Source organism: Alicyclobacillus fodiniaquatilis (assembly GCF_042678105.1).
GTDB lineage: Bacteria > Bacillota > Bacilli > Alicyclobacillales > Alicyclobacillaceae > Alicyclobacillus > Alicyclobacillus fodiniaquatilis.
Genome location: NZ_JBHUCX010000013.1, coordinates 178978 through 196206, shown reverse-complemented (window position 1 = coordinate 196206; position 17229 = coordinate 178978). Strand labels below are relative to the sequence as shown.

Annotated in this window: 15 protein-coding genes; 5 read left to right on the top strand and 10 right to left on the bottom strand. The window is 48.7% G+C overall.

Annotated elements, in window-relative coordinates:
* Nucleotides 1–158: 158 nt before the first annotated feature.
* Nucleotides 159–1850: a S9 family peptidase gene (locus ACFSB2_RS03990; RefSeq protein WP_377941438.1), complete on the bottom strand. Its 1692-nt coding sequence runs from the start codon at nt 1848–1850 to the stop codon at nt 159–161.
* A 49-nt stretch (nt 1851–1899) separates the two neighbouring features.
* Nucleotides 1900–2553 carry an NUDIX hydrolase gene (locus ACFSB2_RS03985; protein ID WP_377941437.1) on the bottom strand — a complete coding sequence of 218 codons (654 nt, stop codon included), beginning with the start codon at nt 2551–2553 and terminating at the stop codon, nt 1900–1902.
* A 200-nt stretch (nt 2554–2753) separates the two neighbouring features.
* Here ACFSB2_RS03985 and ACFSB2_RS03980 point away from each other — a divergent pair, with 200 nt between their 5' ends.
* Nucleotides 2754–4076, top strand: a complete 1323-nt coding sequence (locus tag ACFSB2_RS03980) for a cytochrome P450 (RefSeq protein WP_377941436.1) — start codon at nt 2754–2756, stop codon at nt 4074–4076.
* A 5-nt stretch (nt 4077–4081) separates the two neighbouring features.
* Here ACFSB2_RS03980 and ACFSB2_RS03975 read toward each other — a convergent pair whose 3' ends face one another.
* The gene (locus ACFSB2_RS03975) at nt 4082–4948 is read right to left on the bottom strand and encodes an endonuclease/exonuclease/phosphatase family protein (protein WP_377941533.1); all 867 of its coding nucleotides are present in this window, start codon (nt 4946–4948) and stop codon (nt 4082–4084) included.
* A gap of 333 nt (nt 4949–5281) precedes the next feature.
* On the opposite strand from ACFSB2_RS03975, the gene ACFSB2_RS03970 reads away from it, so the two are divergent.
* The 4 genes from ACFSB2_RS03970 to ACFSB2_RS03955 all read left to right on the top strand — a co-directional run bounded on the left by ACFSB2_RS03970 (nt 5282) and on the right by ACFSB2_RS03955 (nt 9678).
* Nucleotides 5282–6874, top strand: a complete 1593-nt coding sequence (locus ACFSB2_RS03970; protein WP_377941435.1) for a S8 family serine peptidase — start codon at nt 5282–5284, stop codon at nt 6872–6874.
* A 503-nt stretch (nt 6875–7377) separates the two neighbouring features.
* Complete coding sequence (locus ACFSB2_RS03965) at nt 7378–7911, top strand: GbsR/MarR family transcriptional regulator (RefSeq protein ID WP_377941434.1); 534 nt, start codon at nt 7378–7380, stop codon at nt 7909–7911.
* A 13-nt stretch (nt 7912–7924) separates the two neighbouring features.
* Entirely contained in the window at nt 7925–8839 is a 915-nt protein-coding gene (locus ACFSB2_RS03960; protein WP_377941433.1) for a glycine betaine ABC transporter substrate-binding protein, read from the top strand.
* A complete protein-coding gene (locus ACFSB2_RS03955; protein ID WP_377941432.1) occupies nt 8836–9678 on the top strand; it encodes an N-acyl homoserine lactonase family protein in 843 nt (280 codons plus the stop codon). The genes ACFSB2_RS03960 and ACFSB2_RS03955 overlap by 4 nt, the downstream gene beginning before the upstream one ends.
* 202 nt (nt 9679–9880) lie before the next feature.
* Here ACFSB2_RS03955 and ACFSB2_RS03950 read toward each other — a convergent pair whose 3' ends face one another.
* From ACFSB2_RS03950 to ACFSB2_RS03920, 7 genes are all read right to left on the bottom strand, one after another.
* Nucleotides 9881–10240 carry a ClpX C4-type zinc finger protein gene (locus tag ACFSB2_RS03950; RefSeq protein WP_377941430.1) on the bottom strand — a complete coding sequence of 120 codons (360 nt, stop codon included), beginning with the start codon at nt 10238–10240 and terminating at the stop codon, nt 9881–9883.
* Between the two features lie 502 nt (nt 10241–10742).
* Nucleotides 10743–11666: a helix-turn-helix domain-containing protein gene (locus ACFSB2_RS03945; RefSeq protein ID WP_377941428.1), complete on the bottom strand. Its 924-nt coding sequence runs from the start codon at nt 11664–11666 to the stop codon at nt 10743–10745.
* 257 nt (nt 11667–11923) lie between these two features.
* Nucleotides 11924–12829 carry an RraA family protein gene (locus ACFSB2_RS03940; RefSeq protein WP_377941424.1) on the bottom strand — a complete coding sequence of 302 codons (906 nt, stop codon included), beginning with the start codon at nt 12827–12829 and terminating at the stop codon, nt 11924–11926.
* Nucleotides 12830–12853: 24 nt separating this feature from the next.
* A complete protein-coding gene (locus ACFSB2_RS03935) occupies nt 12854–14239 on the bottom strand; it encodes a mandelate racemase/muconate lactonizing enzyme family protein (protein ID WP_377941423.1) in 1386 nt (461 codons plus the stop codon).
* A gap of 37 nt (nt 14240–14276) precedes the next feature.
* Nucleotides 14277–15062, bottom strand: a complete 786-nt coding sequence (locus ACFSB2_RS03930; protein ID WP_377941422.1) for an SDR family NAD(P)-dependent oxidoreductase — start codon at nt 15060–15062, stop codon at nt 14277–14279.
* Entirely contained in the window at nt 15059–15862 is an 804-nt protein-coding gene (locus ACFSB2_RS03925; RefSeq protein WP_377941420.1) for an SDR family NAD(P)-dependent oxidoreductase, read from the bottom strand. The genes ACFSB2_RS03930 and ACFSB2_RS03925 overlap by 4 nt, the downstream gene beginning before the upstream one ends.
* Before the next feature lie 56 nt (nt 15863–15918).
* Nucleotides 15919–17223: an ABC transporter substrate-binding protein gene (locus ACFSB2_RS03920; RefSeq protein WP_377941418.1), complete on the bottom strand. Its 1305-nt coding sequence runs from the start codon at nt 17221–17223 to the stop codon at nt 15919–15921.
* Nucleotides 17224–17229 lie beyond the last annotated feature (6 nt).

Genomic DNA, 17229 nt, shown 5'->3' with positions numbered 1-17229 from the left:
CTCCAAATTGTACTCTTCATTCGTGACACCTGAAAACCAAACGCTTAAGCAAAAGGAAGGCACACTTGTCTCTGGATGAATTCGTGATTGTCTCTACCTCAACCACTTCACCAACAGGGTCTGCAATTCCTCTCCTTTATCTCCTCGCGTGCCCGTCATTACCCAGCATACTGCTCCAAGTAGCTCAAGATTTCCGCAAACATTTCACGGCGATGACGCATCAGTCCATGGCCATCATCCGCATAGATGACGAGCTTACACGGCATACCTGCGGCTTCGACACGCGCTTGTATCAACTCCACATCTTCATTGGTTGATGTTGTATCGCAACCACCGTGCAGTATCAGCAGCGGCGCATGTACCTTTGATGCCTGTTGGATGGGGGAACGCTCCACTTGAGCAATTTCTCTTTCAATGGGATCATCAGGGTACGCTCTCGGCACATGCAAACCCATATTTTCAATTGTAGTCGCGCCCCATAGTGAAATGCCACAAGCCCAATTTGCATCGGCTTGGGCCAGCGAAAGCAAAGTCAGAAATCCGCCATAGCTGAACCCCATCACAGCCACTGGTCGCTGACCGCCAGTCCGCCTGCGCCAATCGTTGCCACAGGCAATGACATCTGCAACATCCACGCGACCGTATTCTCCGATGTGCGCGTCTTCATGTTCTACGCCATATCCTCGACACCCACGATAGGCAGGGCAAATGACCTCATATCCCTCTTTCACCAGTCGCAACAACACACGGTCGTTGAGACTGATCTCGTCGCGCGGCCCTCCAACCACATAGACGATGGCCAAGTCTTTGGGATGTGGCGGGATCAACCGATGAGCCGGTATACTACGTCCATCCGGCGCAAGATAGGTGTACTGCTCGTACTCGAACTCCGGCTTGCTAAGCTGGCAGTCGTCGATATGAATCAGCGAACGCAGTCCTTCGTGCGCAGTCCAGCGATAAATCGTCGCGTCAGTCGTCGCGAAACCAATCCCATCATCATCTGGCACTACATTCGGTCCGCGGAAGCCCTGCAGGATCTGTGTTCCCTTCGGCAATTGAATCAAATGTTTGCAGTGTAGATCTGGAAAGGACAAGATCTCGAACTGTCCCTGTCGGACAATGAGGATTTGACGACCATCAGGAAAGAAAGTAGCGCCGAGGAGATCTGATCCCGCCGCAATTTCGCGCGCCTGTTTGTGTTGAACATGAATGAGTTGCAGTCGATGCACATCTGCCTTTTGCTCCATCGCCAACAAACAGCTGACATCGGTCGACCAACATCCGCGCGCAAAGTCATAACTCATGCCTTCGCTTGGCATGAATTCCTCCATCTCCCCAGAAACCACATCCATCACCTGAATCGATTTAGGAACGCCTTGCACATGTAAATGCTGGCGATGAAAGGCGATGTGCCTCCCAGAAGGCGACCATTGTGGGAAGCGGTCAACCGCTTGGCTGTTTGTCAGCTGAATCACCTTGCCGCTGGGCAAATCCAGCGTGTAGATGTCGGGCGGATGATGTTTGTCCGCAGGTTGAAACGCGGAAAAGGCAAGGGCATCTCCTGATGGAGACCACACCCCAAAGCTGGCGTCCAATCCCGGGTCGTCAATGACCTGTTCAACCGCTTGGCGTTCGATGTCGAACACGTAGAGTTTCCCATCATTGCCGAAGAACGTGAGCTGTGCGCCATCTGGCGAAAACAAAGGACCCTGCGGCAGAAACCATGGGTCGATCTCGCCGATCACTTCCTTTGTCCGCAAGTTATAGATCCGTACGCATGCATCCCCATCTGGCAACCGTATCAACGCCGCCATCCGCCCCGACTTATGATGCACGTCAAAATTCCCCATCATTTGCTCCGCCTCCGTCCATTGTTAAGCCTGCATCCGCCTCAACTTCTCAACGCTCAAACAGAGATGGATGCGCTTGGAGCAGTTTCATCACCGTTGCAGATGATTCGTTCTCCGGCGCCCAAAGTCGACGTTGGGTATCCACGCCTTCTCTACAAATCACCCGAATGCCCGCATCTATCATCGCCTGCAGAGTGACTCCTTTTTCGATGTCCCCCCATCTCGTCGGAGGCAACACCATGAGCGCTTGCACGTCGTCACCTGGATAAATGTCTTCAAGATGCGCGACTTTGGCCAGAAATGTAGCAAAATAGATATATGGCCCTGTTGGGAGACCTGGACGATACGGTTGATGCGGTGTGGGATTCGTCTTTCGTTCAAACAGCAATGGAGCGAGGTCATCCACGACGCTCACCGGGGAGATTTCACCGCTATCGAGATCGTGAAAAAATGTGGTTGGCGAATGGATCAACTCGGCTGCCACACTGAGTTCTTCATGGGCTTCGCGCAGCGCACACGCCCAAATGGATTCATTTGGCTCTTGCCCGCCGCCAACGCCGCCAACTCGCCAAGCCGTATTTTCAACATCAGGCGGCATGCCGTCAGGGTTGAGCGTGACGACAATGCCCTCCACGTCGCGCAAAATGACCCCTGCGCAAAAAGGTTGTTTGTTTGTGAGTTGTTTCAAATGAAGTTCATTCACGTTCTCTGCCCCACCCTTTCGCATTCAGTTCACAGCGAGATTTATCAATTTTAGGAATACTCTATTTCTTGCCATTCTCCTGCGTCTTCCTTGCTGGACGGCGCTGTCTTTGTACCACGCAATTTGTTACCATGAAATCACTTGCCTAAACCCTACAAGGCGTCTGAACGTTTCTGAAAGATAGATAGAGGTGAAATGACATGCCTTTGCGTGAAGGTGTACTGACCGGCAATCCCATCCGCCATTATCGTCGCTTCCGGCGTGATCCCATCTCGTTTTTAGCAAGCACACAATCCCTGGGCGATCTCGTCCGCGTGCCGAACGTCTCCGGGAAAACATCGTATATCATCCATCACCCAGATCTCGTCCGTGTGATTCTGGCCTTGGATGAGGACAAAGTTATCAAGGGCGCTTCTGCAAAGATCCTCGGTCTGACACTTGGCGAAGGGTTGCTGACCAGTGAAGCGCAGACACACGCCCGTCAACGCCGTCAATTGCAGCCTGCCTTTCACGCGGAGGCCATCGAACAACTGACAGATGATATCCTGCGACTGACCGATGCGCGCATTGCCACTTGGGCCACGGGGCATTCCATCTCCATCACGCAGCAATTGCTTGATTTGACGCTGGACATCGTCTTTGAAGGGCTGTTTGGAACAAAAGTAGGATCCGATCGCGCCGCGTTGCACGCCATCATTGAAGAAATTGTGCAATACAGCGCCGAACGCCTGATGCAATCCGTCCCATTGCCGTACTGGTTGCCCACACGCGCCAATCGCAGCCACCACAAGGCAGTGCGTACGCTCGATGCCATCATCGCGCAATTGTTGCAGAACACTGCGAACACAACCGGCAAGAACAACATGCTGACCTTTCTTCTCAATGTACAAAACGCAGACGGAACCGCTTTGCCCGTTGAGGAAATCCGAGATCAATTGGTCACCTTCATCATCGCTGGCCATGAAACGACTGCGAACCTGCTCGGTTGGATGATTTATACACTTGCCGAGAACCCACATGTGCGCCCAAAGCTGTATGCGGAAGTGGACACCGTACTCGGCACACACCGCCCGAATTACGTCGATGTCCGCCAGTTGGGTTACCTACGCCAAGTCATGCGCGAAACGCTGCGACTTTACCCGCCCGCATGGACCATGCTGCGTGAAAACATCGCGCCCATCGAAACCGATGACGTCACCATCCGTCCAAAATCCACCCTGATCATCAGCCCGTATTTGCTGCATCGTGATCCACAGTGGTTTAGAGATGCTGACCAGTTTCTGCCGGAACGATTCGATCCGGCCCTGGAACACACTTGGCCCCGTTTTGCCTACATCCCGTTTGGCGCAGGCAGTCGTACTTGTATCGGAAACACGCTTGCCCAGACGGAAGTCACGCTGGTGATGACCCGGATTTTGCAAAAGTATCGATGGTCTATTGATGAGACACATCCTGTTGAAGTCGAACCTTCTGTGTCTTTACGCGTGAAAGGTGAATTGTGGGGACGGTTTGAGGCGAGATGAACTGCTTATTTGTCAGATTGGGTTGGTGTGGCCGGGAAATCCGTATCAAGAGCCACGCCATAATGGTCGCTTGGAAACACGCCCGTCGTACCTGAAGGAGCAGTACCGAAGGTGCGTACAGTTTGAATCACTGGTGATGGATTCGGGTAATCTTGTTTCAATAAAATCCAATCGCATCTCATTGGAATTTCTATATTGGCTACACCCGACCAACGCGGATGATGATAAAAGTCCAAGGTGATAGAAGAACTCTTTTGGCGTTTATCAGCATAGTATTCCGCCACGTCAGTCCACAATGTTGCCCGATTGCCAAGGGATTGCCTACCTGTAAGAAATCTGTGCACACTGGAGTCTGCATCTCCGTTAAAATCCCCACACAATACCTCGTATGTATCGGATGAATACTGAGCACTAAGCCATCGTTCTAGTTCCACAATTTCATTCTCCCTGGTTAAGGCGGAACTCCAATCTAAGTGAACATTCGTGACAGCTACTTTTGAATGCGGCAATTTTATCACGGCACGAATCGCGATCTGCTTTTCAGGAACACTGTCCCAAATCGTTGAAACAGACGCTATAGGTCGTTTGCTCATGAATGCTAATCCCTCATTTTGGTCATCTGGATATTGACGATATACTGTGTGCGCATACCCGCAATTTGTTGCAATCCAGTCAACCACCCCGCAACTGCCGTGCATCCACACTTCTTGAAGCGCTACAATATCTGCATCGACCTGCTTCATTTCGTGGCATATGGCCTCTATCCGCCGTTCTCGCATTGTATCGCTGTTCCATAAGTTGAAAGTCGCGATTCTCACGATATCCGCTCCAATTCTTTTTCGACAAGTACAGCAAGGATGAGTTCCATCCATTACTTGTTTTTCAGATTTGAAACTAACCACTATTACATCTATGTTTTAATTCGTATCTTTACAGATCATTAGTGTGGCTGTATGATATATCCAATATAGGTGTTCGGAAGGAGTGAGGTCAATGATATTGTTCATACGCAATTTTACGAAATCACTTGTTGCCCTCACTTATTTTTCGGAGCGCTAATTCGCTCCGACTGCATGACCTGGGCAACGGAGCCTGGGCTTTTTTTTATTTGCCACGGGTGTATGTATACTACGTGGCTTTTTGTATTTAGGGAGGAATGAAAACTGAAATCAACGCGCAATAATTGGACGTCTATTCGTGAATTTTTGGATGTTCCAAGTGAGTTGACAGGACACGGAGTTAAAATTGCCATTGTAGACATCACTTTTCCCAACCACCCAGACATATCTTCAAGTGGTGTACGGAATACGTACATCATTCGGATCGGACGTGGTGTAGTAGAACCAGAGTTAATGAATGCAGACCATACAGGCCCTTGGGAGACTGGTATCCATGGGTTGCAGACAGCAGCTGCGGCAGCTGGGACTGGCTTGCTATCCAATGGCAAATATGCGGGCATTGCCCCTGATGCAGAACTTTATCTTATTTCTGCACATAACACAGGCCCCGAAGACTTTGCGCTTGATTCCGCGCTCGAATGGGTCAGGGACATTGGTTGGAAACTTGGTATTCGCGGAGTTCTTGTATCCTTTAATACGAGACCTCATCCCCCACTGCTACCATGGCAATTGGAGAATAGTGCGATCCTCTGCGAACAACTATCGGATTTAGGCATCCTTGTAGTATCTTGCACAGGTAATTCAGCCGATTCGGGGAGCTTGTGTTCACTATCTTGCGCCCCATCCGTTTTATCTGTCGGTGGCATTGTCATACCAAATGACGGAAAAATTGCAAATGCGTCTTCATATCATGGGTCAAGAGGTACAACTTTCTGTGGGAAGTGGGTGCCGGAAATTTTCGCACCCACAGGTAATCTAGTGCTCCCTTGGGGAAATTCTCGAATGTTAGCTGCCCATCCATACAAAGATATAGATGATGTGCCCGAAGGTTACGCCCGCAATGAAGGAACATCGTTTGCAGGACCAATTGTGCTTGGGGCCGCTGCCTGCCTGTGGCAAGCGCATCCGGAATGGACAAACGAGCAAGTGAAGCATGCTCTTGTTAAGGGGGCCTTCAAGAGCAACCATTGGTCAGACCTGCGCGCCGGCGTGGTTTCGGTTCGGACTTCAGTATCATTGTGTGAATACGAACCAGATGTTGAGCCATCCTCTTTTGCGCGGCATCGTGCAATAAACTCGATGCCTGAAGAAGATCTCCCCAAAATAGGGACAGTTGATGCCACAACCAACGTGGAGGCTATTTTTTCCCTTGCTACGCCATTTTCGCCACATGGGTTGCGCATGCTGTCTGACGCATTTTCCAGCGAATCACCAATCGTTCGCTCTGCTGCGATGTGTAAATCAGCACAGGGGGAACATCAGCTAGATGACACCTATTTGACATCTGCTTTGCAGCATAGCAACGCCAAAGTACGTTCCGCAGCACTATACCACATTCTATGTCGCCCCACACTTCGGAGCCATTATGTAGAAGCTATCATCGACAGATTCGAAGATGAGGACCTTGATGTTAGCCTGCTGGCAATACAAATTTCCGGAATCACTAAACTGCCTTTATTCGTTTCTCCGCTCGTCACAGGTCTCCGAAAAGAGGCACTTGCAGACCGTGATATCCACTTCTGGGGACGCATTATATCGTTAAGACAAGTGACGAATCAATTCTTTGATCCAGAACCTCCCTTTCAGATGGTAGAGTGCGGAAATTCAAACGTGCATCGGCAAAGATGTCTCAAACTAGCTGAACAGTGGGAAGAATGGCATAAGTCATCAGTGCATTAGGCCATTCGGGGACGCTCTCGGTATGGGTAACTTGTCATATCGATAAGCTATTTCACAACAAGCACGCCGTACGCAAGTCGGTGTGCTTGTTGTGTTCTCCTCTCGCACACTCCATTAATACTTTAGATTTTAAAGATAATAATCCCGTTTGTTATTAAACGTGTCGAAAATCGTACATTCCAGTTTTCGAACATGGGTTCCACGAACTGATATCAGCCGTTTCATTCGCTTCAAAATTGATGTTCAATGGCCGACTCAGTGCCCCTTTCACCACAACCTCCTGGTTTGTTCTTGATGGTGGTATACCTTGAGCCAGAGTGTTTTATCCCGTATACGGTTCTCCTTTGTTCTGTACCGCACTGCACATGCATTTGCAACTCAGTGTAAACAATGTATAATATTTTTTAGACAAAGTAGACATCAAGTGCTTGATCAACAACAGATAGCTGATGTCCTGTACAAATTCGTCTCCCATCACAGCTAGGGCAAATGGAGGAATGAAAGTGCAAAAGGAGATCCAAGATATACGTGAGCAGATTGCAATGGCAATGGAGCAGACGATGAGCGTACATGGACTGCCACAGTCAGTCTGCCGCATTTACGGCCTGCTGTATGTTGCAGATGCACCCATGTCCTTTGATGAAATCCAAACCGCTGTCGGCATGAGTCGTGCCAGTGTCCACAACGCATTAAAAGCGTTAGTCGACACCGGCAGCGCGCAGAAGTATTGGGACAAAGACAGACACCGCAATTATTACACTGCTGAAAAAGATTTTTTTCACAACTTCCCTGTCTTTGTGGTCGGTACCCTGCGGGCAGAACGACAGGCCTATTTGCGCATGGCCGAAAAGGTTAAGCCCGTCCTAGAGACAATGGCTTGCGAGGATCCATCCCCCGATCATCAAAATGCAATGAAACTTCTTTCGGACATGCGCAACGCACTCCAGTTCTACGACTGGTTGAATCGCTTTACGGATTTCATAGAAACCGGGGAGATTTTCAAACACTTAGAAAAGACAAGTCAAGAGCAAACCTAGAAAGGGGAAACTTATGAATAAAAGAAAGCTATTTGGAATGGCTGCGATGATGACTTTATCCGGAACGTTGTTAACGGCATGTGGTACGTCAAATCAATCACCATCCTCATCTAACGGAGCGGGATCGACATCCCAATCGGGAAAGAGCAAAGAGACGATTACACTGGGCTACGTAGACTGGGCGGAGGATGTGGCCGATGTCTATCTCTGGAAACAACTCCTTGAGAGCAAGGGGTACAACGTCGACGCAAAGCTAATGGAGGCTGGCCCACTGTTTGAAGCCCTTTCATCGGGGTCCATAGACGTCCATTTTGACGTCTGGTTGCCAACAACGGATAAAACTTACATGCAGCGGTACCAGTCGACCCTCACCGACCTCGGCAAATGGTATCAAGGACAGACCAAACTGGGTCTCGTTGTACCTGACTATGTAAATATCGACTCCCTATCACAACTCAACGCACATGCACAGGAGTTTGGCAATCAGATTATCGGAATTGATCCCGGTGCAGGTGAAACCCAAACCATCCAACAAACGGTCATTCCAGATTACAATCTCAGTCTGAAACTCGTCAACAGCAGCGAAACCGCCATGTTGGCACAATTGCAAAAGGACTATAATGAAAAACAACCTGTTGTCGTTGTACTTTGGAGCCCCCACTGGGCCTTCTCAAAATGGCATCTAAAATATCTCAAGGATCCAAAAGGCAGTTTCGGAAAAGCGGGCTGGATACAGACTGAGGCCAACAAAAAATGGGCACAGAGCAATCCAACAGTGGCAAAATGGCTGAAAAACTTTAAGTTGAATCAGCAGCAACTTGGCTCATTGGAAAACGATATAAACACGGCAAGCAGCAAAGAAGCAGGGGTCAAAAAGTGGATTTCCGCCAATCAGTCACTCGTAAACAGTTGGTTTCAGTCCTCATGAGCACACTGTACCCGGCGAGCACACGAGACATCTGCCTATTTATCCTCGATAATGGGCGGATGTTTCCGCCTGCTCCTTCGGCCCAATCGTGGTCACACAACATCAATCTACAGAACACGGTGTATCCCATATACGCTGTACTCATCTCACACCCACAAGGCTACGTGCTGTTTGATGCAGGTTGTCACCCAAATTCGATGGGCGTGCATGGCCGCTGGCCCTCAGCGTTACAGACAGCCTACCCATGGCTGGCGGGGCCTCAGGACATGCTGCTCACGCGTCTATCACAACTTTGCGTCAAGCCTAGCGATATTCGATATGTAGTCTGCTCTCATTTGCATTGCGATCACGCCGGAAACCTTGAGTTCTTCCCCCATTCTGAAATCTTGGTTCACGAATGGGAGTGGCATGCTGCACAAAGAGAACTCGGCACAGGCTTGGAGTCTGTCGATTTTGTCCGCCAAGACGTGCAAGCATGGGCGAGCGCAAGTCTAAACGTACGCACGGTGCCTTATGACGCTCGCCCATTTGAATTGCTGCCGGGCTTGGTCGTTCATAACTTAGGTCAGGGGCATTCGTATGGCATGCTGGCTTTAGAGGTGAATCTGCGTGAGCAAGGGACCATCATTCTCGCATCCGATGCAGCCTATTCTGCGGACTGCTATGGTACAGCGCCCAATCTCCCACAGACCTACGTGAGTGAGGCGGGGTATATGCAAGGTGTAGCCTATTTGCAACAACTCGCCGACAGTACATCTGGCACAGTCTGGTTTGGACACGACTTGAAGCAATTTATGAAACTATTGGCTGCATCTTCGAAAACGGGATGTATTGAATAATTGTTTAAGATCATTAGCAAAAAAGAAGCCCGTTGCAGGCAAGACCCTATTTTTCCTTCCATAATAACTTGTTATAGTCTTCCATAAGCAGATGTACAAATAATCGTTTGTCATGGATGCTTTGTTCAGATATGAAAGTACAGTTCATATGATTTTAGATCACAGCAATACGATTACTTTTCAATCAGCCATTTGTTCTTTTTTACTCTAAATCTAAGTCTTCATATTTAACCATTTCTCGTGCAGGAAAGATCGAACCGCAATTGATACAAGTGTTTTTTACAGGTGTACCAAGTTCGACGCTATATGTGCGACATTTTGGACAGTACTCTGCGCCCAAGAAGTTGTCGCCAAAAGACTGAAGATGAGTTTTATCCCCAGTTGGAAGCACGAAGTCAATCTTCCCGCCACGCATTTCCATCACAGGACCGAAGACAGTCATTATTGCACATTCATCGCAGATATAGACACCTTGTGTTTTTGCTGAAATGATGGCGACACCAAATTGTCCAGCCGTTTTATCGCAAAACGAACATTGAGGTGTGTCATGTGTATCAGGCATTGGAAATCCTCCTTTTAAAACCGGGTTCAACAGATTAGATTTAATATTCCGAACACGACTTGTTATGTACCATCATCATTTCACAACGTACTTGTTATGACTAGCGATCATTACAATCGTGTCCGTATAAAGTGGATGTAAGCGTCAAACTGATGGAAAAGGGAATTAAACTATTCCGCGATAAAGGTTGGATCTTCCCCTGGGAGGAGATCCAAGTCCCTGTGAATGGGAAGGACATACTTGAAGCAGCAGTACCTGTCGTAGGGAACTCTTTCATTGCCGACTATTTTTTTGTACGGGGCCGAAGCAGTGGTACTTGAACCTAAAGCGCTTCAGAACAACAGTAATAAACAATGGGCTCATGCCTTGCGCGAGTATGCATGAAATCACAAATTCTTGGCGTGATCGTAATCTCCTAACCGCCCACGGCGGGCAAGGAAACCGTGCACCTCATCGCCCCACCGCATCCCCTAGACTTGCACACTTCTGGTCTTTAAGGCATTCATATGGGATCTTTAAACCGGCGATATCCCTGCATATGTTCGATGAACTGCCTTACTGTGTAGTTCACATCACCTGATTGAATAACTGCCTTCAGTTTGGTGTGGTTTAGTCGGAGCCCTTCGTTCGTATATCCTTTGTTTGTCATGGCGTTAAAGCGCATGATCTTGTTCTTAATCGACTTCCATGTTTTCAGAACTGCCTCGTTGCTACAGCGCACGTAAAAAAACTCGTGGAAGTTCATGTCCAACTCTATCATCCGGTAAGAATTGTCCTCTTGCACAGCGACATCCATGTTTTCGAGGAGTTTATCCAAATACAACACATCGGAAGATTTAAGCGTTTTCATCACCTCGCGAACCGCGTAACCTTCAATCAGTTCCCGCAGCTCAAATGCATCCCTGATATCCTTGACGGTGATGTCGGATACGGTGGTTCCTTCGTTTCGATAGGTTGTAAACAGTCCTTCTTTCTCCAGGATAACCAAGGCCTCGCGGACGACATCTTGACTCACAGCCAAGCGCTCGGCTGTCTCCGAGACGAAGAGGGTCTGGCCTGAAACAAACTCACCCTCAATGAACATTCGCTTCAATTTGTGATAAACAGAAACGGCCACAGAGCGGAACTCATTTGGAAGCAACCCCACATGTTTCTTAAACATTTGGCTGAAATACCGCGCATTCTGATAGCCAATCACATCAGATATTTCGTAATTTTTCATACCAGTTTCCAAAAGTAATTTTTTTGCCTCTTTGATACGAATTTCGGTTAGATGTTCCACAAAGGATTTTCCCGTGAGATGCTTAAACAGATGACTCAGATAACTTGGCGTTAAGTACAATTTTTCCGCAACTGCAGTGAGGGTAATGACCTGAAAATCAGATTCCATCAAGCGAATTGCTTTCTGAATAACTCCATCTTCCATCAGTAAACACCTCTGAGGAATGTGACTTAATTGCCAGATGAGGAAGTCATCACGAGAATCTATTTTGATCATTTTGCAATTATACCACTTCAAAATATGTGGTTGGTGCCTGTTATCGCATACGGCGAAACCTACGGAAACTAGACGACAATGTGAGGAACAACCTGCGGAGTTTGGTCGAACTCGCCCAAAGAAGGACGGCGAAAGATAAGCGCGATAATGCCACTTATCCTCCGCCTATGTGGCCCTCCCTGCAACTAAACCCTTACGTCATTTGCAGGCCCGCTTTCCTCCCGGTTCCGCGCCTCTGCCAGCTCCGCATCCCATGTCAAATGGCGATACTCAGAGGCAGCTTGGTCTTGTTCGAACCAACTCAAGAAGTCCTGCCAAAGTGAAACACCCCATGATGCATCGATTTGCGCTGTTGAATAAACGCCTTCCTTGAGGCGAACAAAACCAAATATATCTCTGACTTGAGACTTCTCAGCATTCACGACAGTAATCTCCGCCAAGTGCGCTGGAACAAAAACAATGCCCGCTGGCGTACCTAAGACGACGTCACCCGGTAGACAAATGGCCCGCCCAATGCGGGTCGGCCCATTCATGCCGACCAACGTCACGTCGCCAATTGCCGTCGGATCGCTGCCGCGGTAATAGACATTGATATTCTCGATCTCAATCACCTGCTGCGTGTCGCGAATACCACCCCAAATGACGGCTCCGCCCCGCTTTGTGCGTGAAGCGATCGCGGTCGAAAGATTGCCGCCCACGAAAGTGCCCCGGTAAACCTTATCGAACATGTCGACAACAACGACATCATCTTCCTCCAATGAGTCGATTACCCATTGATTGAAGAAGCCGTGGCGGCCTTCCTGTTCATGGCCGTAGTTCAATAGCGTTTGGTGTAAGTCTGGACGCATCGGCACCATCACAGCCGTGACCGCACGGCCGACGATCACTTTGTTCGGATGGATCATCTTGAGATCCCCTTCAAACTGATAGTGATACCCTCGGTGCCAGAGTGGCCCCCATGCTTCCTCCAGTGTGATCCTGCGCATACGCCGTAGGATATCCTCCGGAACTTTGGGACGTCCATTGGCAAAGCGCTCCCCTGTCCACAGCGGCGTTATTTGTATGATATCTTCATAATTGTCGAATTTCATATAGAACACCTCACGTTTGAATTTTTAGCTCCATAGTCTGTCATTGGACAAATAATCATTCCAGCTATCAGTGGACTCCCATACCCCGGGGATATCCGGATGCACATGCGCCGCAATCACTTCATCGTTCAGTTCTTCAATTCCCAGCCCCGGCGCATCAGAAACCGTGATGAATCCATTTTGAACCAGTGGTTTTGGCAACTGGCTGATGATGATATCGTCCCACCAATCCACGTCGACAGAGTGGTATTCCAGTGCGAGGAAATTTTCCGTAGCGGCAACAGCGTGAACGGCTGCCAAACAGGCGATCGGGCTTTCCGCCATATGAATCGCCATGGCCACGCCATATTCTTGCGCCATATCACCGATTTTCTTCGTTTCCAGAATACCGCCTGCTGTCAGCAGATCCGGATGAATCACCGACACGCCGCGAGCTTCTACCAACGGCCGAAAGTTCTCTTTGAGATAAATATCTTCACCCGTACAAATTGGCGTGGACACCGCATTGGCCAATCGCACATATTGTTCCGTGTACTGCCAAGGAATCATATCTTCCATCCAGGCAAGGTTAAACTTGTCGATCCGGCGACCCAGCTTAATACAATTCTCCAGGCCGATGTGCCCGAAATGATCGATGGCGAGTGGAACTTCGTTGCCGATGACAGCGCGCACATCGGCGACGTATTGTTCCAACATATCTAGTCCTTTTTCGGTTACCTGAATTTGCGTAAATGGATGGGCAATATTGTGAATGTCGTACTGGCGATTGCGGAGATTGCGCAGTTCATGCTCGGAAATGTCCCTGTTCTTTCGATTGTACCAAGCAGCAGATAGGGATCTCATCTCCTCCAAAAAACCAATCGGTGCACTCAGAGTGCCCGGATGATCGATGATTTGATTGATCCCCAAGTCCATTTTCAAAAACGTGAACCCTTTTTCCATACGCCTTTTTAGTGCTTCGCCCATCGCGGTGCCCGTATCCCTGCCAGCTACGTCCGTGTCACAATAAATCCGGATTTTGTCCCGGAACTTCCCACCGAGCATTTGATAAATGGGGATATTGTAGGCCTTTCCCGCCAAGTCCCAAAGCGCGATTTCCAAACCGCTGACACCGCCGCCTTGGCGAGCATGCCCACCAAACTGTTTAATGCGACGAAATAATTTGTCGATGTTGCATGGATTTTCGCCCAAAAGGCGACTTTTCAGCATCAGTGCATACACTTTGTCGGAACCATCGCGCACTTCACCGAAGCCAACCAAACCTTGATTCGTATATACCTTGATCAAGCTGCAATGCATGGGCGCCCCGACGATATCCGTAAAGCGAATGTCCGTAATTTTCAGCGTAGAAGGATTTGAATACGTATTCACATGGGCTAAGGTATGTTCGTACGTTTCCTGCTTTGACATGCTTCAGACTCCTTTGCGATTAGATATCATAGATTTCCTAGAGCAACATGCTACCGCCGTCTAAGCGGATCGACGAGCCCGTCATGAACTCGCTTTCATCGGACGCGATATAACACACCAAATGCGCAACATCTGAAGGTCGCCCAACCCGTCCCAGCGGGAATTTCTTGTACATATCATTGGGCTTTTTCTGAATTTTAGCGGCTTGTTCTGGTGGGACGATAGGTCTTGCTTCTTTCGGTCCTTTTTTCCCCACGTTCACAGCTCCTGGTTCAATCGTGTTCACGGTAATACCATACTTCGCCAACTCAATCGCGCTTTCTCGTCCCAGCATTTTGATGCCGCCTTTGGTCATGGCGTAGACTGCGTCAAAATCTGTCGGTCTTTTGGCATGGACTGAGGCAATATTGATGATTCTCCCGAATCGTTGCTCCTTCATATAGGGAATAACAGCTTGAATACACTGCCAGTATCCCTTCAAATTGATGTACATCATTCTGTCGAAAAGATCATCTGTATAGTCCAAAAGATCATAATTCAACTGTAGTGCGGCGTTATTCACCAAGATATCAATCCTGTGATATCGATCCGCCACCTGTTTGACCATAGTTTCGATCTGATTTTTATCAGACACATCAGCTTGGACGATGATCGCTTCCCCAGGAATTTGTTCTATCTGCTGCTTCGTATCTTTCGCATCCGTCTCGTTTCCGTAATAATTGATGGCAACGTATGCACCTTGCCTGGCAAGTTCTATCGCAGTTCCTTTGCCAATCCCTGTGCCCGCACCGGTTACCAACGCGACTTTTCCCGCTAATCTCATAACACTTCTCCTTGAAACGACGGAGGCCGCCTCATTTTCGCGTCCATGTAATGCAGCAAAAATCCCCCATCCAGGCGGATGTCAGCGCCATTTACGAAACGTGCTTCATCACTGCACAGATAAATGACCAGTTGGGCTAAATCGTCATAATTCCCGACGATTGCATTCGGAACTTTATACTGATACGCATCATAGAGTGTCGAGATCTCGCTGCGAAACAGCGCATCATCGCCTTCGATCGCCCCCAATTCAATGGCGTTAACATTCACGCCGTAACGTCCGAACTTGAGTGCGGCTTCGCGGTTGAGCATTTTTACCGCACCTTTTGATACACTATAGGCAAACGAAGAACCGGTTGGTTTTTCGGCATGTATCGAACTTACATACACAATTCTCCCCCTCTGTTTGGCCATCATTTGCCTTCCGACCACTTGTGTACAAATGAAAGCTGACTTTGCATTGACATTGAGCAACTCCAAAAAAAGTGCTTCATCACAAGTTTCCACCCTAGTTGATTGAACCACGTTGTTGTTGTGAATGAGAACGTCAACGGTTCCAAGTTGCTCTGCGGCCCTTTCTAGCATGGCGAGGACAGCCGAGCGATTACACAAATCCACATTGACCAGTACGACGTTCGATCCGGCAGATTTACACTTCTCCAAAACCTCGCGATTAGCTGTGCCATTGGAGACGCTATTTAAAATAAACCGGGCGCCTTGTCTCGCCAAACAGTTAGTGAGCACCTGGCCGGATGAACTGTCTGCATCTGTGATGAAGATGACTTGATTTTGCAGGTTCATAAAACGCCTCCAAATCATTCTCTGGCTCCCCTTGATCTTTGCTTCATCAAGAACCGTCAACTGCCTGATTGAGACAATGCCTGTTGTGCAGCCTGAGTGATCTGGTTGTAAGCCTGTGTCACAGATTCTTTACCATACATCACTGCTTCGGTCGCATTCGTATAAGTGGTCGACCAATCGTTCCATGCCGGGTAAGGGGGCAGGGGATAAAACCCTAGGGCTTTGGCTTTGCCAACCTGTAGCATTTGTTCGCCCAATTTGTTACCCTGCGACTGGCTCGGCGCAATCGCTTTCCAGATATTCGATTTCAGAGGTAATCCCCAAGATGTGCCAAGAATCTTTCCTGCCTGGACGCTGCCGTACAGCCAACCAAGAAACTGCTCAGCCTGTGCAGCGTTCGCCGAACTTGCGCTTATACTCTCGAAAATGGTAGGTTGCTGCCAGCCACCTCCCTTTTTATCAATGGGATCGTTGACGACCCCGATCTTGCCCGGAAGTAAGGACCATTCAACGTTAGCTGAAGCAGCGGTAGTAGGGACAATCAACGCCCAGCCCTTGACCAGTGCATCTGAAGTGGGATCCCCATCAGACTCACTCAGAGATATCGCCGCAGGTGGCACCACGCCATCTTTACGAAACTTTGCATAGATGTTCATGAACTGAATCCAGGTGTTTTTTACAATGTGAATTTTATTCCCACCAGGAAACACTTCACCCTCGCCAAGCGCCTGTTGGTAGGATTGATACGCTTGCCAACTGTTTGAAGAATCGACAATGGCGTAATGGCCCTTGGGCAACTTCGCAGCGGCCTGTTGAGCCCATTTAAAATAGTCGTTATACGTCCAGTTCGCCCAAGGCATGCGTAAGCCCAATTTCTTGATTTCGGGGATGTCATACTCATATCCCGACCCGTTCATCCCAACAGGGACTCCATAAATCTGTCCGTTATACTTTGAAAGATTCAGGTATTTCTGCGGAATCGTTTGAGCCAACTTTGAGTTGTTCAGACTCAGTAAAACACCTTTAGATGCATATGACTGAAACCATGCCATATCCATGTGAACGATGTCCGGTAAATTGTGAGCGGCTGCAAGAACCGTCAGCTTTTGTTGATATCCCGTCCAACTGCCGAATTGAGCCTTGATTGTCACATTAGGATGAAGCTTTTCGTACAGCTTAATTGCCTGTTGAGTGGGCGTTGCCCGCGTTTGCGGACCCTCAAAGTACCAATTTATCGTCACTTTTTGATTTGTTTTCCCACTCGTCGATGTGCTAGGTTGATTTGTTGCCGCGCTACAAGCCGTGGTTAAAGTGGCGCTCGCCGCCAAGGCAATTCCGAGTTTTGTGAACTTTGAATTCATAGCTGA

Excerpts from the sequence above, each read along its gene's own strand:
- ACFSB2_RS03990 (WP_377941438.1), bottom strand. The coding sequence starts at position 1,850 with ATGGGGAATTTTGACGTGCATCATAAGTCGGGGCGGATGGCGGCGTTG.
- ACFSB2_RS03940 (WP_377941424.1), bottom strand. The coding sequence starts at position 12,829 with ATGAAATTCGACAATTATGAAGATATCATACAAATAACGCCGCTGTGG.
- ACFSB2_RS03955 (WP_377941432.1), top strand. The coding sequence starts at position 8,836 with ATGAGCACACTGTACCCGGCGAGCACACGAGACATCTGCCTATTTATC.
- ACFSB2_RS03920 (WP_377941418.1), bottom strand. The coding sequence starts at position 17,223 with ATGAATTCAAAGTTCACAAAACTCGGAATTGCCTTGGCGGCGAGCGCC.
- ACFSB2_RS03945 (WP_377941428.1), bottom strand. The coding sequence starts at position 11,666 with ATGGAAGATGGAGTTATTCAGAAAGCAATTCGCTTGATGGAATCTGAT.
- ACFSB2_RS03960 (WP_377941433.1), top strand. The coding sequence starts at position 7,925 with ATGAATAAAAGAAAGCTATTTGGAATGGCTGCGATGATGACTTTATCC.
- ACFSB2_RS03975 (WP_377941533.1), bottom strand. The coding sequence starts at position 4,948 with ATGGATGGAACTCATCCTTGCTGTACTTGTCGAAAAAGAATTGGAGCG.
- ACFSB2_RS03930 (WP_377941422.1), bottom strand. The coding sequence starts at position 15,062 with ATGAGATTAGCGGGAAAAGTCGCGTTGGTAACCGGTGCGGGCACAGGG.
- ACFSB2_RS03925 (WP_377941420.1), bottom strand. The coding sequence starts at position 15,862 with ATGAACCTGCAAAATCAAGTCATCTTCATCACAGATGCAGACAGTTCA.
- ACFSB2_RS03950 (WP_377941430.1), bottom strand. The coding sequence starts at position 10,240 with ATGCCTGATACACATGACACACCTCAATGTTCGTTTTGCGATAAAACG.
- ACFSB2_RS03935 (WP_377941423.1), bottom strand. The coding sequence starts at position 14,239 with ATGTCAAAGCAGGAAACGTACGAACATACCTTAGCCCATGTGAATACG.
- ACFSB2_RS03980 (WP_377941436.1), top strand. The coding sequence starts at position 2,754 with ATGCCTTTGCGTGAAGGTGTACTGACCGGCAATCCCATCCGCCATTAT.